Source organism: Pseudoalteromonas sp. ATL1 (assembly GCF_058933015.1).
Genome location: NZ_JBZYXL010000001.1, coordinates 2,981,013 through 3,004,200, shown reverse-complemented (window position 1 = coordinate 3,004,200; position 23,188 = coordinate 2,981,013). Strand labels below are relative to the sequence as shown.

Here is a 23,188-nt window from a genome sequence, read left to right as displayed (position 1 = left end):
ATTTAATCCTTCTCAAATAATTGATTTTCAAGAGTATGGCCATTTATTACTTGGCGATACTGCCATTGACGTTTGTAACAATACTTGAGTAAGTGTATATCAAATTGTTCAAACGAGGCCTGATACTCAATGATGAACTCTTTATTTTGGCTTTGTTTAACATAAAGCACACCGCTGAGTTGCTTTAGCAGCTCAAGTGCATCCCGATAGTTTTCATTAAGCTGAAGGGTAATGAATTTACTCTGCGCGTTGTCTGTATTTCTATCATGTGTGGTTAGCAGGCCCTTTTCAAGATAAAGAACATGAGTACACAGACGCTCTAATTCAGCTAAGTTGTGAGAACTTAAAATAAAGCAAATTTCTTCACTTAAAGATGAAATAAGCGAGCGTATTTCTCTGGCATTGATCGGGTCAAGGCCTGCCGTTGCTTCATCTAGCAAAACGATTTTTGGCGAGCCAAGCAACGCTTGTGCGATGCTGACGCGTTTTCTCATGCCGTGAGACAGTTCAGTGATGTTTGAGTTATGGTTGTCAGCAAGACCTACCAACTCTAAAACTCGGGATGTTTCTTTTTGGGCTTGTTGCTTGCTGTAGCCCTGTAATGCGGCATAAAAACTCAGCTGCTTGTTAATTGAAAAACGCGGGTCAAGCATGGCATCTTGCGGCAGTGCGCTCAATTTTCCAAATAGAGAAGGGTGCCCCAACGGTTGACCCATTATTTTAACTGAGCCGTTATCAGGGGCGAGGTAACCACACAGTATGCTCATGAGCGTTGTTTTGCCCGCGCCATTAGGGCCAACAAGTGCGGTGGTGCTTTTATCCTCAATCGTAAAGCTAACGTTGTTTAACGCGGTGTTGCCAAAGAAGGATTTAGATAACTGATTGACTTCGATTAATGTGCTCATAATGCGCGTCTCCTAAACAGCCATAAACCAATAGCTAGGAATGCGAATGTTTGAAATATGGGTGTTAGCCAGTGGAAAATTGAGACATTGACCTGCGGTGCGATGTCCATCAGTTGCACACCTGGAAAAGCATAAAACACATAATCTAAAAGAGGCATATAGTAAGACAAATACGAAAGCACTGCGCTACCCAGTGTGAAGATCAAAGTGGCAAGCACGACAGAGAGCCGTGAGGAACTTGTAACGATGTTAAGTATCGCCATCAGCGCGACAAAAGGCATACTGATAATACTGAGCTGAACGATAAGCACAGCTGCTAAGGTAAATCCAGATAGAACAAGTGCTGGGTCTCGATATACCATCACCATTAAGGTAGCCAAAGCCGTGAGCAGTATTAGGCTTATGACGATGATAAGCTGGCCAAGGAAACGCCCAATAAAAATTTCATCACGAGTACATCGTAAGCTGATAAACCTGAGCGTACCGCGCATTCTATCTCCCACCGTTTGATCAGAGCACACGGATAGCGCGAAGACAGGAAAGCTGTATAAGGCAATGAGCCAGTAGATAACCAATTCGGCTTGCGGCCAGCCTACTAATTCTCTTAAGCCGATATTACCAGCAAGCTCTTGCGCTGCTTCTGAAAACTCAGGGCTGCTCAAAAATGGCACTGCTTGCCCGATGGGGTAGCGTAGTATGAGTAACCATACCATTGCGAAGGCGGCTAGCGCCAATAAACCACGCTTGGTGGCGAATAAACGAGTTAGCTCAAATTGCGCTAACTGCCACACTCTATTTACGTTCATAAGTTCTCCTTTGCACATACAGTAGCTTGTTATGCAACGGAGATAAACCGCAAATGTGTTTCAGAGTGTGGCTGTTTGTTACATTTAGAGTATTAACCCATTACCAGCCGCATTGACGACCTTTATTTTGTTCATCTAAATATTTCTTTAATGGCGCAAAGTAATCTAGGATCGCAGTTGCATCCATTTGCTCTTTGCCTGTCACACTTTTCAGCGCTTCTTGCCATGGACGGCTGCTACCCATTTCAAGCATTGCGTTTAGCTTCTCACCCGCTTCTTTTGATTTGTAGATAGAGCAGCGGTGGATCGCTTCTTTATTATCAGCCGCTTCACATAATGCACGGTGGAAATCAAACTGTAGAATATGGGCTAAGAAGTAGCGCGTGTAAGGTACGTTGCCAGGTACGTGATATTTTGCACCTGCGTCAAAGTCAGCTTCAGTACGCTCGATAGGCGCTTGAATGCCTTGATACTTTTCACGTAAATCCCACCATGCTTGGTTGTATTGCTCAGGGCTGATCTCGCCAGAGAATACTTTCCAACGCCATTGGTCAACCAATAAGCCAAATGGGATAAATGCCACTTTATCTAGTGCCATTTTCATTAATAAACCAATGTCCTTTGACTCATCAGGTACGTTATCTAATAAACCAATTTCTTTTAGGTAACCCGGAGTTACAGAAAGTGCGATAGTGTCACCAATTGCTTCGTGGAAACCGTCATTCGCGCTGTCTTGGTAGAAAATAGGCTGGTTTTTGTAAGCGCGTTGATAGAAGTTGTGGCCCAGTTCATGGTGAATTGTTGAGAAATCATCACCTGTGCGCTGAATACACATCTTGATACGAATATCATCTTGGTTGTCTAGATCCCATGCAGATGCGTGGCATTGAACGTCACGGTCACGAGGTTTCACAAAAAGTGAGCGCTCATAGAAAGTGTCCGGTAATGGAGCAAAGCCCATAGAAGTAAAGAACTTCTCAGCACCGCGCACCATGTCTAGCTCTGAATAGTCGTGTTTTTCTAGTAGTTCTGTTACGTCATAGCCCGGATCAGCATTGTCAGGTGCTACGACATCATAGATGTTAGCCCATTGTTGAGCCCACATGTTGCCTAATAAATGTGCCGGAATAGGTTGGTTTTGAGGCACTTTATCTTCACCGTATTGTTCACCAAGTTTTGCCCTAACATGGCAGTGTAAGGCGTTATATAAAGGCTTTACTTGGCCCCAAAGTCTGTCTAGCTCTTTACCAAAATCATCAGCAGGCATATCGTATTTACTACGCCACATTGCGCCAGTGTCTTTATATCCCAACTCTTGTGCGCCTTGATTTGCAAGTACTACTTGTTGTTCAAATAAAGGACGCATTGGTTTTGATACTTGTCGCCAGCCTTGCCAAATGTCGAGTAGCTCATTGTAGTCTCTGCTAGTCGCCATTTTTGCAGTCAGATCACCTAAGCTTTGGCATTGGCTTTCTTTACAGTAGGTTCCTTTTGCATAGATGCCGTCAAGCTCTGCCAATAAAGAAGCAAGTTCTTCCGATTTCTTTGGATCAGCAGGGGCAGCCATCGTTAGTTGCAGCTTTAACTTGTTCATTTTACGACGGTTATCATCGCTTAAATTCAATGAGTCAAAACGCGCCGCTTCAGTCGCTAAGCGAACGATAGTGTCTGTGGATTCTTGGCTTACGCTTGCAACCAGTGATGCTGTATCTTCAGTCACAAAATTTGCGTAAATCCATTGAGCCCTATTGTCTACGATGCTGAGCTTTTCCAGTGTCGTTTGTGCGCTTGTAAGGAAAGCCTCTGCGTCTCGCTCAGTTAGCTGAGCTTTATTATTTGATGTGCTGTTACAGCCTGATAGTGAAAGCGCAGCGGCTACTACGCAAGCACCTAGACTTAGCTTAAATAGTGGTTTCATGGAGTTGTCACTTGTTGTTGTATGAGCGCCGAATAATAGCAGCGCACTTGCTTTCAAACAAATGTTGCGAGATCAAACATTAAGATTAATTGAGTTTGCGCAAATCTTAAGCATACTTAGAGAACTAAGAACAGGAGGTTAGCATGAGCATTCTCGTTTTATTGATCGTTATCGTATGCATTATTTTTGCTATTCAGCCCTTGCGCTACAAAGTGATTACTTTGCCGGTAATGCGCTACTTTAAGCGTTCTTTGCCAGCGCTTACTCAGACAGAACAAGAAGCGATGGAAGCAGGGGATACTTGGTGGGATGCGGAGCTATTTTCAGGTAACCCAAATTGGCACAAGTGGCACAAGGTTGAAGCGCCTAAATTGAGCCCTAGTGAGCGTGCCTTTGTCGACAATGAACTTAATACTTTGTTAGGCATGCTGGATGAGGAAAAAATACGCGCCAATAAAGACTTGCCAAAAGAGGTCTGGACGTATTTAAAGGAACACGGTTTCTTTGCGTTCATTATTCCCAAAAAATATGGCGGTCGGGCGTTTAGCGCGCAAGCGAACTCGACCATCGTCGCTAAAATTGCGAGTAAAAGCATTTCTACGGCGGTAACAGTTATGGTACCAAATAGCCTTGGTCCAGCAGAGTTGCTACTACATTACGGCACACCCGAACAACGGGAGGAGTGGCTACCCAAATTGGCCAGTGGAGACGCACTGCCTTGTTTTGCATTAACATCATTGGATGCGGGATCTGATGCAGGCTCAATTCAAGATTATGGGGTGGTATGTGAAAAAGCCTTTAAAGGAAAAAAGGTACTCGGACTGAAGGTTTCTTGGTCTAAACGTTACATTACTCTAGCGCCAGTTGCCTCAGTGCTTGGTTTAGCTTTTAAGGTGTACGATCCTGATGGGTTGTTGGGTGAAAAGAATGAGCTTGGAATTACTTGTGCGCTTATCCCGACGGATCACAAAGGTGTGAAAACTGGTAAACGTCACAATCCGTTAGATCAAGGCTTTATGAATGGTACGACTGAAGGTAAAGACGTGTTTATCCCACTAGATTGGGTGATAGGTGGGCAGTCTGGGATTGGTAAGGGTTGGCGAATGCTCGTGTCTTGCTTAAGCGCCGGGCGAGGGATTTCACTTCCTGCTCTCAGTGCAGGAACCGCTCATCTATGCACTCGAACGACATCCGCATATTCGCAGGTAAGAGAGCAGTTTGGCCTATCGCTTAATGAGTTTGAAGGGGTTCAAGAGAGCTTGGCCCGTATACTTGGTTTGACTTATAGCATTGAGGCGTGCAGACAAACTACGGCGCAAGCCATTGATATGAACAAGAGCCCTGCGGTGATCACCGCGATTGCCAAATATCATCTTACGGAAATGTCACGTACTGTAATGAATGATGCGTTAGATATTCATGGGGGTAAAGGCATTCAAAAGGGGCCAAATAATTACTTAGCAAATAATTATACCGCTATCCCAATATCAATTACCGTTGAAGGCGCAAATATCTTAACTCGGAATCTGATGATTTTTGGTCAGGGCGCTACGCGGTGTCACCCATACATCCTAAAAGAGATGCAAAACATTCAAAATTATGAAGGTGATGATGGATTGCGTGAATTTGACAAGTTGCTTATGTCACATCTTCAGCATTCAACAATGAATGGGTTAAAAGCGTTTTGGCTTGGGATAACCCGGGGGCACGGTATGCGAGTGTCTATATCTGGCGCTACGCAAAATTATTATAAAAAGCTGACTTGGCTAAGCGCTTGCTTGGCAGTGAGCGCAGATATGGCAATGTTACTTTTAGGCGGATCGTTAAAGCGTAGAGAAATGTTATCTGCACGTTTAGGAGATGTATTGAGCCACCTATATTTAGCTTCATGTGTATTAAAAAAATACGAACATGATGGACGCCAGCAGGGAGATTTATATGCGGTTGAATATGCATTATCTCATCATTTAAATGAAGGCTTTAACGCTTTAGAATGTTTTATCGACAATTTTGCGAATCGTTTTTGTGCGCAAATATTTAAGCGTTGGTTTTATCTGTTTGGTCATGGTCAAAAAGGGCCACGAGATACATCGATAGAAGCGCTTTGTCGCAATGTAAACAAAGATAAGAATGCGCGCGAGAGAATTAGCCACTTATGCGTTGTTGAGTCTTCTGGGTGTATTTTTGAGTTAGAGCAAGCCTACCAAAGTCTAAAAGCACTCAAACAGCTTCGTAAAAAAGTGAAGCAATGGCAAAAAGAGAGTCATGGTAACTACTACGATAAAACGTTCGAAAATATATTGGATGAAGCTCAGGCAAGCCAGATTATTACAGAAGAAGAAAAGCAATCGCTTTTAGCTGCGGAAGAGTTGCGGCAAAAGGCGATTGCTGTTGATGTGTTTTAACTCATACTTTAACGGGCAAATGGGTCGGCGAGTATTTTGTCGATATACCATTTGCCTTTTTTCTTGAGCATATTAACGCTGCGCATGTCATCAACCTTTTCACCATTGAAATAGCCAGTAAAGATGAGATTTACTTTGGCATGATCACCGTATTGCTCGCGAAGGCTTGCATTGGTCATATCTATTTCTATGGTCACTTCATCAAAGCGCAGATTAACAAGGTTTCGAGTAAATTGAGATGCGGTCCCATAAGAGCGCATGATCCTAGCCAATCGAGGGGTTGCATGCTCTATAGCAAGGTTTAAATTGTTTTTGTTGTACAGTGCATCAAAAAATATTGTCGCTGTATATCCGGGGGTATCTTCGTCACCACTTGGCTTATCTTGCTCACCACAACCCACCAAAAGCAGGCTCAATGACACCAAAAATGCGTAGATTAGTTTCATAATAATTAGCAATGGTTGTCGATACTCTTTAGTTTGTAAGCAAAATTGCAATAAGTAAAGCTTTAGGATGAGTAGATATAAAAAAAGCTCAGATATATCTCTGAGCTTTTCGGTTGGGAAGATACTGCTAAATTATGAATGTTGTTCTGTCGTTGCTAGCTGCGATTTTGATGATTTAAACCACTTTCTAGACAGTGCTTTAACATCTTCCAGCATGACATACTGACAAGGAATAAGGATCAGCGTGATGACGGTTGCGAATAGAACCCCAAATGCGAGAGATACAGCCATTGGGATCACAATTTTTGCTTGAAGACTCGTTTCTGTAATAATGGGAACAAGTCCGATAAACGTCGTCAATGAAGTAAGCAGAATGGCTCTAAAACGTTTGCAGCCAGCTTCTACAACGGCTTGCTTTAATGCGATGCCTTCAGCTCGTGCTTTGTTAACAAAATCAACCATTACCAGTGAATCATTAACAACAACACCGGCTACTGCAATAATACCGAAGAAAGACAAACTACTCATGGTCATACCCATCACAATGTGACCAATAACCGCACCCACAACACCAAAAGGGATCACCGACATAATTAAGATTGGCTGCGAGTATGAACGCAGAGGAATAGCCAATAGTGCAAAGATGATCATCATTGACAGCATGAAATCTCTAATTTGCTCCGCGACACTGTCCATTTCTTCTTGAATGCGCCCTGCGACATTACTTGACACACCAGGATAGTTTTTCAACAGCGAAGGTAAATACTCGTCACGAATTTCTTCGGCGATTTTAAATGGTTCTGCTTGGTTGGTATCTACCGATGCCCACACATTCACTGTGCGTTTTGCGTTTTCACGACGGATACGGTTTACACCATCCACCAGTTTCACATTCGCAACTTCAATCAGTGGAACTTCGGCACCGTTGGGCGTCATGATACGCACATCTTGAATGTCACTGATTGAGTTGCGATATTCCTCAGGGTAGCGGATCATCACTTTAATTTCTTCACCAGCACGTAGGATGCGCTGCGCTTCCAGACCGTAGTAGCTGAAATTAACTTGTGACGCGACATCAGCTAATGTAAGGCCCATGCTATAAGCAAGTGGCTTCAATTCAAGCTGTACTTCATCTGTCGCACTTTGTGTTGAGTCGTTGATATCGCCCACACCTTCGATGCTAGCTAGTTTTTCTCTTAACTTGTTCGCCACTTCTTTGAGTTGGTCTTTGTCTTTACCTTCTAAGCGGAAGTTAATATCACCATCATCTCGGCCGCCATCCATAATGCTGTCACGGATGTTCAGCGTTTTAACGCCTGGTAGCGGTGGCATTTGTTCGCGCCATAGGGCACTTAAAGCAAACGTATCGATAGGGCGTTCATCTGGTTCAACTAAAATTGCCATGATGTTTGCGCGTGTTCTGCCTCGTAAACTCACAGACAAATCTCGTACCATGCCTTTACCGTATTTGGCTTCTACTTGCTTATCGACCTCTAAGATCAACGCTTCAACTTTTTGTGCAGTCTGTAACGTTGCTGATTCCGATGACGACAGATTCATTTCGATAGAAATTTCTGGGAAATCATGGGGTATCTTAGGATTGGCAACAAACTTCACTAGTCCGCCAGCGAACAAGCCGCCCGTTACAATAATGATGGTTAAGAAACTAATGAAAACGGTATAGCGATAATGAATGCAGCGTACAATAAATGGACGGTATAAGTTTTCGATAAAGTGTTTTAAGCCACCATCGAGTTTTTCACGTAAACGATGGAATGGGTTGTTAGGGTTACTAGGCTTATCCTTCATACCCGCCAAATGAGCTGGAAGAATGAATTTTGATTCTATGAGTGAGAAAATTAGGCAAAGAATGATCACGCCACCGATTGCTTTTGAAAACGCAGCGGCAGGGCCTGTTGCGAATGTTTGTGGCAAGAAAGCAGCTACCGTTGTCAGTACGCCAAATGTGGCTGGCATGGCGACGCGTTTTACGCCTCGTACGACGTTATCAAGACTATGACCGTGCTTTTCAATTTCAGCGTGTGCGGATTCACCGACCACAATCGCGTCATCCACCACAATGCCCAGAACGAGGATAAATGCGAATAACGATGCCAAGTTAATGGTGATGTCGAGCGCGCCGATTGGCATCATCAAAAATGCACCAAGGAATGAGACTGGTAGGCCCATCATTACCCAAAATGCGAGTCTCACGCGTAAGAAAAGAGCCAGCATTAACATGACTAAAATACCACCTAGGATCATGTTTTCAATCATCATATTTAGACGACCATTTAGGTAATAAGTAAGGTCAACTAGAGGTTCAATTTCCACGCCTGCTGGCAGAGTATTTGCGCGCGCATCAAGGTAATTTTTGATTGTGTTCGCAACTTTAGTAATGTCTTGATCTTTTGATGCTTGGACCTCAAAAGTTAAAGAGTTTCGGCCGTTATACTTAGCGTATTGTAAGCCCTCTTCAAAGCCATCATGAATTGTTGCGACATCGCCTAAACGAATTTGAGCGCCATCTTCAAGTGTGATCAATGGCAGGTTAGCAAATTCATTGCCTCTGTAGGCTTGGTTTTCTACACGCATTGAGATGTAGCCATTTTGTGAGCGAATTTGCCCAGCTGACATATTGGCAGAGAATGATTGCACAGCCTTTGAAATATCTCTGAAGCTTAAACCAAACTCACGCAATTTGTCTGGACTCACTTCAATCCCGATTTCGTAGTTAAGGCCGCTGTGAAATTCAACCAAGCTTATGCCGGGTAAAGCAAGCATTTCGTCGTGAATAGTGTTGCCTAGTTCTTTGAGATCTTTATTGCTGAGATCGCCGTTGAGAGACAGCCACATGACTTCTTGTTTGAATTTATCGTAGCTAACAACTGGACGTTCCATGCCAACAGGAAAGCTTGGGATTGAGTCAATCTGCATTTTGACTTCATCAAGTACAACAAGCGGCTCGTAGTGATCTTCCACTTCAATCCAAGTTTGCGAGAAACCTCGGTTAGAGTAGGTAATGAGTCGCTTGATACCTTCGAGGCCTTCCATTGCTTCTTCGACCTTGATGGTGATACCTTCTTCAACTTCCTGTGGCGCGGCACCTGGGTATACAGCTTGCACGCTGAGCCAATGGCTCTCGAATTGAGGGAACATTTGTTTTCTAATCGAAAACGAAGTAAGTAGGCCCCCAACCAAAATAAATATCATGAGTAAGTTTGCGGCAACAGGGTTGCGAGCAAACCAGGCGATGATGCCTTTTTCTTGATGTTCGCTCATACCTTATTCCTCTTTTAACGCAAGCTGCGTGTTGGCTACTTGTTCAGTATCACCATCAAGGCGTAATTGCATACCCTCGGTTGGATATTGCAATGCCGAGGTAATGAGCTGGGTGCCCGTTTCCACATCACTTTGGAATATGGTTTCGCCGTTGTACTCACGGATAATCGTTAGGGACTTAAAGCTCAAGGTTTTATCCGCGTTTAAAATAGCAATACGACCATCTTTAACTAAATGTTGAGGCACAGCCGCCGCGTTTTGTATTGTTTTACCTTCAATTGAAGCGTTTAGGTAAGTACCGAAACGTAGCGCTCGCTCGCTGTCAGAGTAGGGTTGCTCAACTTGTGCCACAAGGTAAGTCATGCGGCTACGTTCATCAATCACACCTTCACTGCGTACAATTTTACCATGCCACTGTGTTTGTTTACCGTGAACTTGTGCTGTTAGCGTCACGTCAGCGTTAATGCCACCGTTAATCAAGTATTGCAGTTCATTGTCTGCAACAGGTAGGCGTATTTCAGCTACTGACACGGCGTTGAGCGTACCAAAAGAGCTCCCTGAGCCTACAACGCTGCCTAAACTCACAGAGCGACTTGCGATAATGGCATCATACGGCGCTTTTATATATGTACGTTCTAAGTTACGCTTTGCGCGTTTAACACTTGCTTGTGCGGCTCTAAAGCTTGCAAGCTTTTCTGCTAGCTGTGGTTTACGTAAGTATAGCTCTGAGGGAATGGTCTCATTGGCGTTGTCTTTGATACGTTGCCACTCTGTTTTTGCTACATGGGCTTGGGCTTGTTCTATTTCGAGTGCAGAACGTGCTCGAGCCAAGTTAGCTTCGGCTTCTATTAAAGCCGCTTCATAGTCGTTGGGGTCGATACGGGCTAAAATGTCGCCTTGCTTAACGAAACCACCTTTGACAAATTGTTCAGAAACCGAAATGACCTGACCGCTGACTTGTGCGACTAACTCAGTATTGTACTTAGGCTTAACAATGCCGTAAGAGTCAACATTGAGTTGCATTGGTGCAATCACGATTGAACTTGCTTCTACCAATGGGTGAACAATCTGTTCTGGTTTTTCTTCTGGGGGTGCTTTCATCGCTGAAAAGGCACCTGCAATTGCAATACCACCTACGAGTACTGCAATGGGTAACATTATTTGTTTTTTACTAGCCACGTTAATCTTCCTTCCAACTGTTGATGTTGTTGTAATCGAGCGATGCTCAATATCACTTTCCAAATATTAAACGAACAGATATGTCTAGGTGTTTATTAACGTAGGAAAGATGTAACAAAGCATTACATATTTGCTGCTTTGTAATAATTTGACGCATTTTTTGACGGACGAAGGGGGAACTTGCGGGAAATAGGCAATAAAAAAGGCCTCAATGAGGCCTTATTGGTTTTATTTACATGACACGCATGCCAGGCTCTGAACCCTCATCAGGGTTAAGAATATAAATTTCTTTTCCACCAGGTCCCGCTGCAAGTACCATACCTTCAGACATACCGAAACGCATTTTACGTGGTTTCAGGTTGGCTACCATCACGGTTAGCTTGCCTTCGATATCTTCTGGCGAGTAGGCAGATTTAATCCCAGCAAACACTTGGCGCGTTTCCCCGCCTAAGTCAAGCGTCAGCTTAAGTAGCTTTTCAGCACCTTCTACATGTTCCGCTTTTGCGATTCGTGCGACGCGTAGATCAACTTTTGCAAAATCGTTAAACTCAATTTCCTCAGCAATAGGCTCTTTTGCTAGTGGACTGTTAGGATCTACTTTTGGCTTGTTTGCAGCTTCTAAGCTTTCTTTTGACTCTTCAACCATCAAGTTAACTTTGTCCATTTCAACGCGTTGCATAAGCGCTTTGAACTTACCAATTTCATGGCCAATTAATGGTGTTTGCGCACTTTCCCAACTGAGTTCTGTTTTCAAGAATTGTTCAACATTTGCGGCCATCGTTGGCAGCACAGGTTTTAAATAGGTGAGTAACACTTTGAACAAGTTAAGGCCTAATGAGCATACTTGGTGTGCCTGCTCTTGTGTGTCATCATTTTTGATCAATACCCAAGGTGCTTGTGCATCGATGAACTGGTTGGCTTTATCTGCCAATGCCATGATCTCACGGATCGCTCGACTATATTCACGGTTCTCGTAGTGTTGCGCAATAACATCAGACGCATTTTGGAACTCCGCTAATAGTGCAGGCTCCATAATGGTGTTGCTCAGTTTACCATCAAACTTTTTGGTGATGAAACCTGCGCAGCGAGATGCAATGTTTACTACTTTACCAACAAGATCAGAGTTCACGCGTTGTGCGAAGTCTTCAAGGTTTAAATCTAAGTCAGTGATGCCGCTATTTAGTTTGGCTGCAAAGTAATAGCGCAAATACTCTGGATCAAGGTGATCTAAATATGTACGGGCTTTGATAAAGGTGCCTTTTGATTTAGACATTTTTGCGCCGTTCACTGTTACAAAGCCGTGAGCAAATACATTGGTAGGCTTTCTGAAGTTCGCGCCATCTAGCATTGCAGGCCAAAATAGGCTGTGGAAATAAATAATGTCTTTACCAATAAAATGATAAAGCTCTGCATCTGAACCTTCACCCCAGAATGCATCGAAGTCAACACCCTGCTTGTCACAGAAGTTTTTGAAGCTGGCCATGTATCCAATAGGTGCATCAAGCCACACATAGAAGTATTTACCCGGAGCACCTGGGATCTCAAAACCAAAGTAAGGCGCATCACGGCTGATGTCCCACTGTTGTAGCCCTTCTGCAAACCATTCTTCTAGCTTGTTTGCCATTTCAGCCTGCAAAGAACCTGAGTGTAGCCACTCTTTCAACATGCCTTCAAACGCGGGCAAGTCAAAGAAAAAGTGCTCAGAGTCTTTAAGCACAGGTGTTGCACCTGACATCACTGAACGAGGATCTTTTAACTCAGTTGGGCTGTAGGTTGCGCCACATGCGTCACAGCTATCACCGTTTTGATCTTCAGCATTACAAGTCGGGCAAGTACCGGTTACAAAGCGATCAGGTAAGAAAATGCTCTTTTCTGGGTCAAACAGTTGAGAAATTGTACGCTTTTTGATGTGACCTTTATCATTCAAACGGTTATAAATGAGTGCGCTAAGTTCTTTGTTTTCTTCACTATGCGTGCTGTGATAGTTGTCGAACTGTACATTAAAGTCAGCAAAATCGCGTTGGCGCTCGATACTGACGTTTTTAACCATCTCTTCAGGTGTTATACCTTGTTTTTGCGCATTTAACATGATCGGTGTGCCGTGGGCATCATCGGCACATACATAATAAGTTTCATGGCCACGAAGTTTTTGGAAACGAGACCAAATGTCAGTTTGGATATATTCCAGCATGTGACCTAAGTGAGTAGGTCCATTTGCATACGGTAATGCGCTAGTAATGAGAATTTTTCTCTTAGTCATAACTCTTCCAAGATTGTCGCGTGGCTGCGGTTGTTTTTCAGCCAAAACGCTATGTTAAAGCTCACACTGTTTATTTACTTACGTGTAAAGCGTCAATAGACTGGTTTTAATGAACCGAATGTTACATAATTCCGTGGCCTTTTTCACCACTAGAGCACGTTTTATTTCTATGTTCGGCCTTGATAAGCTTTTTAAAAAAAAGAACTCCTTAGAAGAGACCATTTTAAAAGAACTCGCAAACTATAAAAGTAGTGTTTTTCCGCTCGGTATTGAAGCGCAATGGGTGAGTGAAATTAGTCAGTCTAAAGACGCTACCGCCGTGCAAATTACAGTACCATTTGCAGCTAAAAATACACAACGCGCTTTAAGTGAACATTTAACACAACATTGTGCTCAACAAATTGCGGTGGACATTTCGACACAACTCCCAAAAAGTTATAAATACAAAAAGATAAAGCACATTGTGTTGGTGGCGTCTGGTAAAGGGGGGGTTGGTAAGTCAACAACCGCGGTAAACCTTGCCCATGCTTTAGTTGAGGAAGGCGCGAAGGTAGGCGTGTTAGACGCCGATATTTATGGCCCATCAATTCCGGCATTATTTGCAGCACAAAATGAAAAGCCTACAACACAAGACAACAAAACGCTGAATCCGATTGTAAAAGAGCACATTAAAATTCAATCAATCGGCTTTTTGGTCCCAGCTGAAAATGCCACAGTGTGGCGCGGGCCGATGGCATCTCAAGCGCTCAACCAGCTATTAAATGAAACCCAGTGGGGTGAACTTGATTATCTGATTGTAGATATGCCGCCAGGCACAGGAGATATTCAGCTCACCATGACTCAGAAAGTGCCAGCAAGTGGCGCGCTCATCGTCACAACGCCACAAGACTTGGCACTGGCTGACGCACAAAAGGGTATAGCGATGTTTGAGCAAGTGCAATTGCCGTTATTGGGCTTAGTTGAAAACATGAGTCATTTTATTTGCGGGCATTGTGGCGAGAAAAATCATTTATTTGGTCAGCATGGAGGAGAACAGTTGGCGATGCGTCATGGTGTTCCTCTGTTGGCTGAAATTCCTTTAAACACGCAGATAAGAGAAGCGTCTGAACGAGGACACAGTGTGGGTGTGCAAAGCAGTAGTATGTTTGAGCATTACACATCATGTGCTCAGATAATCAGTAGTATGCTTTATTATCAAACACTATCGTCGCCAGCTGTCGATATCGTTATTACGGATGACTAGTCAATGAGATTATCAGATACACATATAAAACAAGCACTAAACGAGAATAAAATTGTCATTGAACCACCGCCGAGTGACGATATGATCTCAGGTATTACCGTTGACTTGAGACTTGGTAACAAATTTAGAGTATTCCAAGACCACGCAGCCCCCTACGTTGATTTGAGTGGTCCAAAAGACCAACTTAACGCGGCGATGGAATCCATCATGAGTGATGAAATTGTGCTTGAAGATGGTCAGGCGTTCTTTTTACATCCAGGGCAATTGGCATTGGCAATCACTTATGAATCAGTAACATTACCGGCGGATTTGGTTGGTTGGCTGGATGGTCGTTCGTCGCTAGCGCGCTTAGGTCTGATGGTACACGTAACTGCGCACCGTATTGATCCGGGTTGGTCAGGCAATATCGTATTAGAGTTTTATAATTCGGGTAAGTTGCCTTTAGCCTTACGTCCCAAAATGAAAATAGGGGCACTGAGTTTTGAGACTATGACAAGTGAAGCGCAAAAACCTTACAACGTCAGAACGGATGCAAAATATAAAGGCCAAAATAGTGCTGTTGCCAGCCGCATAAGTGCTGATAACAATAATCTTTAGCGCCCAATAAAGCGGTGTAGCTTCTCTACACCGCGTGTTCTCTCATTATTAAATTCCTCGAACTTCTGGCAATACCCGATAAAGCTTCCATACTCAGTAGTGGCTAACCAGCTATTTGTTATGGTGAAGTTCAAGGAGTCGATATGTGTATCACCCGTGTGATCTACCCATTTTTCTTAGCATACATGTTGCTTTGGGGCAGCGTGTGCAATGCAGCATCCAGTGCTATCTACTCGGATGTGAGCAATCAAGTAACGATAGAAGCGTTGTTAGCAAGTAAAGTGGAGTTCAGTGCGCTGAATGTTCAGCTGCCCATTGCACAAAAATTGGTATCCACGTGGCTAAGAATTGATGTCTCTAACACTCTGTCGGCAGAACCAAGGCAAGCAATTTACTTCGACAAACCCATAGATAGCCAAGTCATTTTTTATCTTGTGCAAAATAATTCAGTGGTAAAAGAAGTCAAAGTTGGTAGTGATAATAGCGCACCAAGCAAATTACAGAGCATATATCCGCACATTTGGTACCCAACTAACACACCCGATACACAAGTTTACATTAATATATTTGTACCTTATCAGGTTAAATTTGACTACGTGATTCAATCGCAGCAAGACTTTACCTATCACAGTGAGCAAAAACTATTTTGGTATGGTTTAGAGCTGGGTTTACTGTACTTTTTTTCGTTAGTTTTTGCTGTAACTGGGGTTATCAGTAAAAGAAAGTACTTGATTATTCTTGCTGCATATATTGGTTTTCTAACCGTTGAATGTAGTACAAATAGCGGTTCTATTTACTACTACGTGCCAGAACAAATCGCTAAATTTCTCTCACATTTCAATGGTAGTTGGTTGGTTATCACATGTGTGATGGGGTTACTTTATCATCAACAGTTTTTTGGCGTTGCAAACAGCAAGAAGAAGCTGAATCAAGTTATTAAAGTAAGTGCGGCACTGCTATTGCTTTCAGTGTTGTTTTCATTCGGTTTTTACACGCCAATGTCGATACAATTTCAGGCGCTTGCATCGATTTTGACAATTAGCTTAATGGTAATTATTTATAGAGATTGCAAACAAGATTACCCACATGAAGCGCTCATTGTGGCTGGCGCATGGGCCCCCATGTTTGTGCTTGGTGTAGTGTGGATATGCATGCAGTTTGGATTTGTGACCAATGGCAGTTTGATTGGTACAAGTAAGTTGGCGATTATGAGCCATGTAACTTTATTAGCTTTTAGCGTATATGCGCGAGACAAAAGACAAAAAGAAGCGTTTATTTACTACAGCTTACACGATCCAGATACTGGACTTGCTAACCGCTTTTCACTGAATCAGTACCTAGAATCCTTGCTACGAAAAAATGCACACCATACTTTGCTGTTGTTCAGGCCACTTGTCATTAAATCTATACGCTTAAACTGGGGTACTGAGCAAGCAAATAGGCACTTGAAAAGCTTGTTTGAGCGTCTTGCGGTACAACTAGAAAGATACGCCGCATATGCTGTCGATGAGCAAAACGAAAAGACGGAAATCTTTCGCTTAGACGACAGCACATTTGCAATCATTTTACAGGGAAAGCTCTCTTTGAGTCAGGTCGAGCAGTACGCTTGTATATTGTCGTCTGTTTTTGAAGAAGGCACTCTCTACAAAGGCACCCGATTAATTGATGAAATTGAAATTGGTGTGGCTAACTCTCCCATACACGCTAAAACGGCGGACTGCTTAATTCAAAGAGCCTTGTTGGCGCTTTCAAGCAAGTCTGCGCTCAATGACCGATGGCAAATCTTTGATTTGGCTAATTCCGTCATATCGCAACGGAAAATGCGCCTGGCCTCAGGGTTAAAAGACGCGTTGGACAATGATGGTTTTGCGCTATATTTGCAGCCACAGGTGAATTTACGCACCGGTAAAGTGCATGGTTCAGAGGGATTATTACGCTGGTTTCATCCTGAATTTGGACAAGTACCGCCCGACGAGTTTATACCTATTGCGGAATCTTCAGGGCTTATCCACTTGTTAACCGAGATGGTATTTTTAAAAGGGCTTAATTATCAAAAGCATATTGTGGAGCAATACCCAGGACATGTTTTATCACTCAACATCTCTGGAAAGGATTTAGCCAGAAAAGAGCTTTTGGTGCACCTTATTACGTTAGTGAACGAGCTAAACCTCAACCCTTCACAAATTATGATTGAAATAACTGAGTCAGTGACGATAGCAAATCAACAAAATTTAAAAAGCGTTTTAGATGATTACAAAAGTGTAGGGGTTAAACTCGCAATTGATGACTTTGGTACTGGTTACTCGTCAATGGCGTATTTAAGTCATCTTGGTTTTGATGAGCTTAAAATTGATAAGCAGTTTGTCATGGATATCGAAAGCTCGAGCAGTAATCAAAGTATCACAAAAGCGATGACGGACATGGCACATAGCTTAGGGTGTAAGGTGGTTGCTGAAGGTGTCGAGAGTTTAGAAAGCTTCACTAGGCTACAGCACTACGGTGTTGATTATGCGCAAGGGTATTTCATCTCCAAGCCGCTTGAATTTGATGAGTATTTACCGTGGTTATATCAAGCAAGTCAAAGTGACGAAGCACTGCGATTTTTAGTGTAGTGTTGTATTTAACGCTTATCCGTATGAATGATATGGATTAAGCGGATTAGATCCAGCGTTTAGCTTATTTAAGCAGGTATATACTTTAGGTGGAATGGCTATCTATGTTGGTTGTCGTGACTGTTGACAACTTTTTTCACTGACGTTCTATTTCTCTTTCCTGTGCCTGTATCACAGCGCTATCGGCTTTGCAGCGCCTTACCCAAAGAAAAAAAGTAACTAAATATACTTTGGGATAACTTGGGCATTATTTCGGGGGATGGAAAGCCGCCCCGATTCTGAAGAGCGCTGTTATGAATACCATTAGCCAAGTAATCATTGCGAATATTGCCATTGTAAAAAATACAGGCTTCAAATGCTCTCGCAGTCATTTCCTGCGGCCGACTAAAATAAAATGAATTGTGTTGTTTATCAAGTTGTTTGGCATTTTCAAAGTAGCAACTAGGGCGCTTACCGTCTTCGCTTAAAAACGCTTGATTGAAAAAGCTATCTAAATACAAATTGAGTGGGTGATTATTAAAAATTGGTATTTCTAACCACAGACTAGAGGCAAAACTCATCGGACTGAGGGTCTCAAACAGGTGTTTGCAAATATAATGATCAAACGCATGCCACCATTCGTGCGCAAGCGCACCAGCGCCTGCATTTTTTGCTAATGCCAATGTTCTTGTGGCGGGTGCATAGTGTGCTTGTACGCCTTTCTGTCCACCAGTACCAAATGCGAAATTTAATGTGTTATTCAGCCCAATCACCGTCGGTGGCACCGACAGAATTTGTGCAAGGTCAGCGAGCGCATCGTAAATTAAATTGGCGCTAAGGTGTTTTTCTTTATCATTAACCCAACTACCTATGGTCATGGTTTTAAAACCAAACGTTTGCTTAATCTCTTGATAATCTACTTGATCGCCAAATCGATAATCTGGACCATGTCGTGTAAAACGGTCACTTAAGCGTGGAATGCGATTCATGGAAAATATCGGCTTCGTACATGCTCGGGCATCAGTTTGGTCTGTTGCTCAATCATGCCGTTGAGTAGTGTGAGTAGCGGGGTTGGATCAAGACTTTCAAATTGTTCTAGAAATAGTCCCACGGCTTCTAAAGTAGATAAACTATAGCTTTGTTCGGCTTTGCGAATACGGTATTGATTACTTGGAATATGACTAAACGTGAGAGTAGGAAACTCAAGCAACCAAGGGTTGAGCGCGATAATTTTGTTCGCCTTTTTCCAAGTACCGTCAATGACGATAAGGGTATCAAGCGATGCTAAGTTTTGTTTCGCTTGTTCAACTGCGAGTGCTTTTTCGTTGGGGTAGAGAATAGCACAATGTTGATTTGCTAAGGCGTGCTTAACCGCCTGAAAATCCGCCTCACATTCACCTACCACAATTTCTATGTTATCTAATTGGAGTGCCAATAGTCGCGCGGTATTTTTTGCCAAGTTGGTTTCATCAGGGTGCTGCAAAATGAGCACCTTTGTTTTGTTTGATACTTTATCACCGACGTAACTGCATACACAGGTAACATTTGGATAATGGCATTTTGAACAGCAATTTCTTTTCATGTCTAATCGTGCTACAACAACTTCAGAGTAAATCTTATCATAAATATCAAAATGTTTTGCTAACCAGACTCGAATTGTCTAGCATTAGTTATCATGACCGTTAGAAGGGAATTTTATGACTGTAAGCATAGATACAAACGCACTTGAAAATATGCAGTCTTTGCTTGGTGAGCAATTCGAAGATACGTTGGTCTTCTGTTGTAGCGAGTTCGAACGCTTAGAAAATGACTTAAAACTAGCACTGCATTCCGATAAGCAAGAAGCAATTCGCCATGCACATAGCTTGAAGTCGAATGCCGCACAATTTGGCGCAACCAGTTTAAGTAATACCGCACGTGCGATAGAGCTCGGTTTGGTTAATGGTGATGAAGACATTGTGTCTGAAAATATTGCTCAAATCGCTGAGCAAGTAGTTGGTTCAAAGCAGGAATTAATGGACTGGCTAACCGCCGAATAATAATAACTAAATATATCAAATCCATCGAATAATCCCTTTGTTTTTGAGTACCAGTTTGGGCTATGCTAGGCGCTGGAAATGGGGGGATAAATGTCAAAAATTACAAAAAGCAATAAACTACATGGCGTATGTTACGACATACGTGGTCCGGTTCTTACCCAAGCTAAGAAAATGGAGGAAGACGGACAAAAAGTTCTTAAACTCAATATAGGTAATCCAGCAGCCTTCGGTTTTGATATGCCAGAAGATATGCATCGAGACATTATCCGTAACTTGTATGCTGCACAAGGGTACTGTGACTCAAAGGGCCTATATTCAGCGCGAGTTGCTGTGTATCAGCATTATCAACAAAAGTCTCTACCAAACATCAGTGTAGACAACATCTATATTGGCAATGGCGTAAGTGAGCTAATTCAAATGACAACTCAAGCATTGCTGAATAATGGTGATGAAGTGTTGATCCCTGCACCTGATTACCCACTTTGGACGGCTTCAGTTAAGTTAGCTGGTGGCACGCCAGTGCATTATCGTTGCGATGAGCAGCAAGATTGGTTTCCTTGTCTCGATGATATTCGCAAGAAAATCTCGAATAGAACAAAAGCACTGGTGTTAATTAACCCAAATAACCCAACAGGTGCCGTATATGATAAAGCTCTTTTACAGGGGTTGATCGATATTGCTCGAGAGCATCAATTACTGTTATTGAGTGATGAGATCTATGAAAAGATTTTATACGACGGTGCTGAGCATACATCCATTGCAGCGATGTGTGACGACTTGCCCGTGATCACTTTTAATGGTTTAGCAAAAACCTATAGAGCTGCTGGACTGCGTATGGGATGGATGATCCTTAGCGGTAAAGTCAGTGATATGAGTGACCTCATTACCGGTTTGGATATGTTGGCATCAATGCGTTTATGTGCCAATGTGCCTGCACAGTACGCAATTCAACAGGCGCTAGGCGGCGTACAATCCATTGATGCACTGATTGAACCCGGCGGTAGATTGTACGAGCAAAGAAATATTGCGTATCACGGGTTAAATAACATAGACGGTGTCTCATGTGTTAAACCCAAAGGGGCGTTATATGCCTTTGCTAAAATAGACACGGAAAAGTTCAACGTCAAAAATGATGAAAAAATGATGCTCGATCTTCTAAAGCAAGAAAAAATCTTGCTTGTACATGGGCGTGCATTCAACTGGCCCGAGCCAGACCATTTTAGGTTGGTATTTTTGCCTCACAAAGATGAGTTAGATCCAGCAATGGCGCGCATGCAACGATTCTTTGATGGTTACCGACAAGGCTAAGCAGTTCATACAAGGCGCAGAGTAGCTCTGCGCCTTTATTTTTTTAAGGTTTACAAATATTCGCTATAAACTGTTGATAGAGTTCTGGTAACGCTTTTAGCAAGCTGCTTTTTCCGCAAATATCATGCTCCGACAGTGCAAGCGTAATATTTGTTACGGTTTGCTGTTTGGCAAGTTCAGATGAGGTATCTAAATGACTGATATGCCAAGGCTCTTGCGCAACACCACCATTGTAATGTCGGTATGGTTTAAAAAAGCCGTAGCGTGACAAGTTTTCATCAAGCCATTCGTTAAACTCAAAAAATGGCCCACCGGCTTGATATTCCCAAGGCTCAAGTTGTAACTTTTGATGACTGGCTAAACAGTTACCAGCGTAGATATCTAAGTCTGTACCAAAGTGGTGTCTGCTACCACCTGGGATAGCCGAAAATAGCATAATGGCGCGGCACTTATCTAAGTCGGTCAAGGTTGAAATATCAACTTGGTTACCTTGCAAGTCAAACACCGAGCGTAAACCTTGGAACTTATTATTCCAAATCATCGCTTGGCGCTCAAAACCACGATAGGCAGATGCAATGGTTAGTTCAAAACCAGCCTTATCAGCCGCGTCTTTAAGGGCCTTAAGGTCAGTTACCACTTCCTGGTGGATGGCATGTTCTTGCCATTTAGTTAAATGGGACTCATCTAATCCGCAAGCTATCTTAGACAGTGTCATATGTTTCCTAAGCCAATAGCTTTTCTAAAATGCGTTCGTATATCAAAGCTAAGTTATCAAGATCAGTGATACTGACACACTCGTCTACCTGATGGATAGTGGCGTTTATAGGCCCAAGTTCAATCACTTTGCAACCTGTTTGCGCGATAAAACGTCCGTCAGAGGTTCCTCCAGATGTTTCTGGTGTACTGATCACGCCAGTGACTTCTTTGATCGCAGCCAACGTGACATCGAGTAGGGGGCCCGGCTCGGTTAAAAATGGCAAGCCGTTCAAGATCCACTCAAGCTCATACTCTAGCTGATGCGCTTTTAAAATTTGGTTTACACGTTCTTTTAACTCGTCTGCGGTCACCTCTGTGCTAAAGCGAAAGTTAAACTGCACATAGAGTGTGCCAGGAATAACATTGCCAGCCCCAGTGCCACCTTGAATATTTGAGATTTGAAAGCTTGTTGCTGGGAAATATTCGTTACCATTGTCCCAAACTGTTTCACTTAATTCGGTCAGAGCAGGCGCTGCTTTGTGGATCGGGTTTTTGGCCAGATGCGGGTACGCAACATGACCTTGTTTACCTTTAACGCGCAAGTGACCGGTGAGCGAACCTCGACGCCCATTTTTCACCACATCGCCTAATACATTTCGTGATGATGGCTCACCCACCAAACACATATCTATTTTCTCATTTCGAGCTTCAAGTAAATCGACGATTTTGGTCGTGCCATTGATAAAAGGGCCTTCTTCATCGGAGGTGATTAAAAATGAAATGGAGCCGCGATGATTTGGATACTTTGCGACGAATCGCTCCGTGGCCACAATCATTGCTGCTAAAGAGCCTTTCATATCGGCTGCGCCTCGACCGTGCAGCATGCCGTCCTCGATAACGGCGTCAAAAGGAGGAAATTGCCATGTAGCCTCGTCACCAGTCGGTACAACATCGGTATGGCCAGCAAAGCAAAAGTGAGGGCCTTCATTGCCTTTTCTTGCCCAAGTATTCAATGTATCAACGAAGAAGTGCTCTTCAATATTGAAGCCTATCGCTGCTAATCGGCGATTCATCATCGCTTGGCAGCCTGCATCCTCAGGTGTTACGGATGTTTTTTTTATTAAGGCTTGTGCCAGTGCTACAACTTCACTGGTAGTGTGTTTACTCATAAAGCAAAAATCTCTTGATATTGCTCTTTTTTAAATCCGATATGGAATTGGTCGTTATGTACAAGAATAGGGCGCTTGATCATCGCTGGCGATTCTAATAAATGTTGTTTCGCACTTTGCTCATCTAGGTTTTGTTTCTGTTCATCCGTTAAAGCACGATAAGTGGTACCACGTTTGTTAAGTACATTTTCCCAACCAAGTTGCGCACAAAAAGTGTCGATTAACTCGTCAGTGATGCCATCTTTTCGATAGTCATGAAAAGTAAACTCTATGTTATTGTCTGCGAGTAGCTTTTTCGCTTTTTTTATTGTGTCACAGTTTGGAATACCGTACATAATGGTCAT

Annotated in this window: 18 protein-coding genes; 6 read left to right on the top strand and 12 right to left on the bottom strand. The window is 43.0% G+C overall.

Annotated features, from left to right (window positions below; all coding sequences use genetic code 11):
• Window positions 1-2 precede the first annotated feature (2 nt).
• From AC5FX4_RS13110 to AC5FX4_RS13100, 3 genes are all read right to left on the bottom strand, one after another.
• A complete protein-coding gene (locus AC5FX4_RS13110) occupies window positions 3-905 on the bottom strand; it encodes an ABC transporter ATP-binding protein (RefSeq protein WP_493606819.1) in 903 nt (300 codons plus the stop codon).
• Window positions 902-1,711, bottom strand: a complete 810-nt coding sequence (locus AC5FX4_RS13105; protein WP_493606818.1) for an ABC transporter permease subunit — start codon at window positions 1,709-1,711, stop codon at window positions 902-904. Before AC5FX4_RS13105 ends, AC5FX4_RS13110 begins: the two co-directional genes overlap by 4 nt.
• A 100-nt stretch (window positions 1,712-1,811) precedes the next feature.
• Window positions 1,812-3,629: a M2 family metallopeptidase gene (locus AC5FX4_RS13100; protein WP_493606817.1), complete on the bottom strand. Its 1,818-nt coding sequence runs from the start codon at window positions 3,627-3,629 to the stop codon at window positions 1,812-1,814.
• 143 nt (window positions 3,630-3,772) lie between these two features.
• Between AC5FX4_RS13100 and AC5FX4_RS13095 the strand changes: the two genes are divergently transcribed.
• Window positions 3,773-6,034, top strand: a complete 2,262-nt coding sequence (locus AC5FX4_RS13095) for an acyl-CoA dehydrogenase (protein ID WP_493606816.1) — start codon at window positions 3,773-3,775, stop codon at window positions 6,032-6,034.
• 8 nt (window positions 6,035-6,042) lie between these two features.
• On the opposite strand, the gene AC5FX4_RS13090 is transcribed toward AC5FX4_RS13095, so the two are convergent.
• The 4 genes from AC5FX4_RS13090 to metG form a co-directional block, all read right to left on the bottom strand.
• Window positions 6,043-6,480, bottom strand: coding sequence for a hypothetical protein (locus AC5FX4_RS13090; protein ID WP_493606815.1), 438 nt, complete (start codon window positions 6,478-6,480; stop codon window positions 6,043-6,045).
• A 132-nt stretch (window positions 6,481-6,612) separates the two neighbouring features.
• Window positions 6,613-9,762 (bottom strand): efflux RND transporter permease subunit, encoded by a 3,150-nt coding sequence (locus AC5FX4_RS13085; RefSeq protein WP_493606814.1) that lies wholly within the window; start codon window positions 9,760-9,762, stop codon window positions 6,613-6,615.
• A 3-nt stretch (window positions 9,763-9,765) separates the two neighbouring features.
• Window positions 9,766-10,941, bottom strand: a complete 1,176-nt coding sequence (locus AC5FX4_RS13080; protein WP_493606813.1) for an efflux RND transporter periplasmic adaptor subunit — start codon at window positions 10,939-10,941, stop codon at window positions 9,766-9,768.
• A gap of 232 nt (window positions 10,942-11,173) precedes the next feature.
• Window positions 11,174-13,201, bottom strand: a complete 2,028-nt coding sequence (gene metG, locus AC5FX4_RS13075) for a methionine--tRNA ligase (RefSeq protein WP_493606812.1) — start codon at window positions 13,199-13,201, stop codon at window positions 11,174-11,176.
• Between the two features lie 169 nt (window positions 13,202-13,370).
• Between metG and apbC the strand changes: the two genes are divergently transcribed.
• From apbC to AC5FX4_RS13060, 3 genes are all read left to right on the top strand, one after another.
• Window positions 13,371-14,444, top strand: coding sequence for an iron-sulfur cluster carrier protein ApbC (apbC, locus tag AC5FX4_RS13070; protein WP_493607821.1), 1,074 nt, complete (start codon window positions 13,371-13,373; stop codon window positions 14,442-14,444).
• Between the two features lie 3 nt (window positions 14,445-14,447).
• A complete protein-coding gene (gene dcd / locus AC5FX4_RS13065; protein ID WP_493606811.1) occupies window positions 14,448-15,041 on the top strand; it encodes a dCTP deaminase in 594 nt (197 codons plus the stop codon).
• A 143-nt stretch (window positions 15,042-15,184) separates the two neighbouring features.
• A complete protein-coding gene (locus AC5FX4_RS13060; RefSeq protein WP_493606810.1) occupies window positions 15,185-17,653 on the top strand; it encodes an EAL domain-containing protein in 2,469 nt (822 codons plus the stop codon).
• Between the two features lie 179 nt (window positions 17,654-17,832).
• Here the strand turns inward: AC5FX4_RS13060 and AC5FX4_RS13055 are convergent, their stop codons facing one another.
• Together AC5FX4_RS13055 and AC5FX4_RS13050 are read right to left on the bottom strand one after the other, a co-directional pair.
• Window positions 17,833-18,621, bottom strand: a complete 789-nt coding sequence (locus AC5FX4_RS13055) for a CLCA_X family protein (RefSeq protein WP_493606809.1) — start codon at window positions 18,619-18,621, stop codon at window positions 17,833-17,835.
• Window positions 18,618-19,214 (bottom strand): tRNA-uridine aminocarboxypropyltransferase, encoded by a 597-nt coding sequence (locus tag AC5FX4_RS13050; RefSeq protein WP_493606808.1) that lies wholly within the window; start codon window positions 19,212-19,214, stop codon window positions 18,618-18,620. The genes AC5FX4_RS13055 and AC5FX4_RS13050 overlap by 4 nt, the downstream gene beginning before the upstream one ends.
• Before the next feature lie 115 nt (window positions 19,215-19,329).
• On the opposite strand from AC5FX4_RS13050, the gene AC5FX4_RS13045 reads away from it, so the two are divergent.
• Both AC5FX4_RS13045 and AC5FX4_RS13040 read left to right on the top strand, forming a co-directional pair.
• Complete coding sequence (locus AC5FX4_RS13045) at window positions 19,330-19,671, top strand: Hpt domain-containing protein (RefSeq protein ID WP_493606807.1); 342 nt, start codon at window positions 19,330-19,332, stop codon at window positions 19,669-19,671.
• A 90-nt stretch (window positions 19,672-19,761) separates the two neighbouring features.
• Complete coding sequence (locus tag AC5FX4_RS13040) at window positions 19,762-20,979, top strand: pyridoxal phosphate-dependent aminotransferase (protein WP_493606806.1); 1,218 nt, start codon at window positions 19,762-19,764, stop codon at window positions 20,977-20,979.
• Window positions 20,980-21,022: 43 nt separating this feature from the next.
• On the opposite strand, the gene AC5FX4_RS13035 is transcribed toward AC5FX4_RS13040, so the two are convergent.
• From AC5FX4_RS13035 to AC5FX4_RS13025, 3 genes are read right to left on the bottom strand one after another with little or no spacing between them, the layout of a single operon-like run.
• Window positions 21,023-21,694: a M15 family metallopeptidase gene (locus tag AC5FX4_RS13035; RefSeq protein WP_493606805.1), complete on the bottom strand. Its 672-nt coding sequence runs from the start codon at window positions 21,692-21,694 to the stop codon at window positions 21,023-21,025.
• Window positions 21,695-21,701: 7 nt separating this feature from the next.
• Window positions 21,702-22,844, bottom strand: coding sequence for a succinyl-diaminopimelate desuccinylase (gene dapE / locus AC5FX4_RS13030; RefSeq protein WP_493606804.1), 1,143 nt, complete (start codon window positions 22,842-22,844; stop codon window positions 21,702-21,704).
• Window positions 22,841-23,188, bottom strand: a complete 348-nt coding sequence (locus AC5FX4_RS13025) for an ArsC family reductase (protein ID WP_493606803.1) — start codon at window positions 23,186-23,188, stop codon at window positions 22,841-22,843. Before AC5FX4_RS13025 ends, dapE begins: the two co-directional genes overlap by 4 nt.

What these genes read in the sequence shown, in the direction of transcription:
- AC5FX4_RS13090 (WP_493606815.1), bottom strand. Translation starts at nt 6,480, where the DNA reads ATGAAACTAATCTACGCATTTTTGGTGTCATTGAGCCTGCTTTTGGTG.
- AC5FX4_RS13035 (WP_493606805.1), bottom strand. Translation starts at nt 21,694, where the DNA reads ATGACACTGTCTAAGATAGCTTGCGGATTAGATGAGTCCCATTTAACT.
- AC5FX4_RS13025 (WP_493606803.1), bottom strand. Translation starts at nt 23,188, where the DNA reads ATGACCATTATGTACGGTATTCCAAACTGTGACACAATAAAAAAAGCG.
- AC5FX4_RS13040 (WP_493606806.1), top strand. Translation starts at nt 19,762, where the DNA reads ATGTCAAAAATTACAAAAAGCAATAAACTACATGGCGTATGTTACGAC.
- metG (WP_493606812.1), bottom strand. Translation starts at nt 13,201, where the DNA reads ATGACTAAGAGAAAAATTCTCATTACTAGCGCATTACCGTATGCAAAT.
- apbC (WP_493607821.1), top strand. Translation starts at nt 13,371, where the DNA reads ATGTTCGGCCTTGATAAGCTTTTTAAAAAAAAGAACTCCTTAGAAGAG.
- AC5FX4_RS13095 (WP_493606816.1), top strand. Translation starts at nt 3,773, where the DNA reads ATGAGCATTCTCGTTTTATTGATCGTTATCGTATGCATTATTTTTGCT.
- AC5FX4_RS13085 (WP_493606814.1), bottom strand. Translation starts at nt 9,762, where the DNA reads ATGAGCGAACATCAAGAAAAAGGCATCATCGCCTGGTTTGCTCGCAAC.
- AC5FX4_RS13045 (WP_493606807.1), top strand. Translation starts at nt 19,330, where the DNA reads ATGACTGTAAGCATAGATACAAACGCACTTGAAAATATGCAGTCTTTG.
- AC5FX4_RS13055 (WP_493606809.1), bottom strand. Translation starts at nt 18,621, where the DNA reads ATGAATCGCATTCCACGCTTAAGTGACCGTTTTACACGACATGGTCCA.
- AC5FX4_RS13100 (WP_493606817.1), bottom strand. Translation starts at nt 3,629, where the DNA reads ATGAAACCACTATTTAAGCTAAGTCTAGGTGCTTGCGTAGTAGCCGCT.
- AC5FX4_RS13110 (WP_493606819.1), bottom strand. Translation starts at nt 905, where the DNA reads ATGAGCACATTAATCGAAGTCAATCAGTTATCTAAATCCTTCTTTGGC.
- AC5FX4_RS13050 (WP_493606808.1), bottom strand. Translation starts at nt 19,214, where the DNA reads ATGAAAAGAAATTGCTGTTCAAAATGCCATTATCCAAATGTTACCTGT.
- AC5FX4_RS13105 (WP_493606818.1), bottom strand. Translation starts at nt 1,711, where the DNA reads ATGAACGTAAATAGAGTGTGGCAGTTAGCGCAATTTGAGCTAACTCGT.
- dapE (WP_493606804.1), bottom strand. Translation starts at nt 22,844, where the DNA reads ATGAGTAAACACACTACCAGTGAAGTTGTAGCACTGGCACAAGCCTTA.
- dcd (WP_493606811.1), top strand. Translation starts at nt 14,448, where the DNA reads ATGAGATTATCAGATACACATATAAAACAAGCACTAAACGAGAATAAA.
- AC5FX4_RS13060 (WP_493606810.1), top strand. Translation starts at nt 15,185, where the DNA reads ATGTGTATCACCCGTGTGATCTACCCATTTTTCTTAGCATACATGTTG.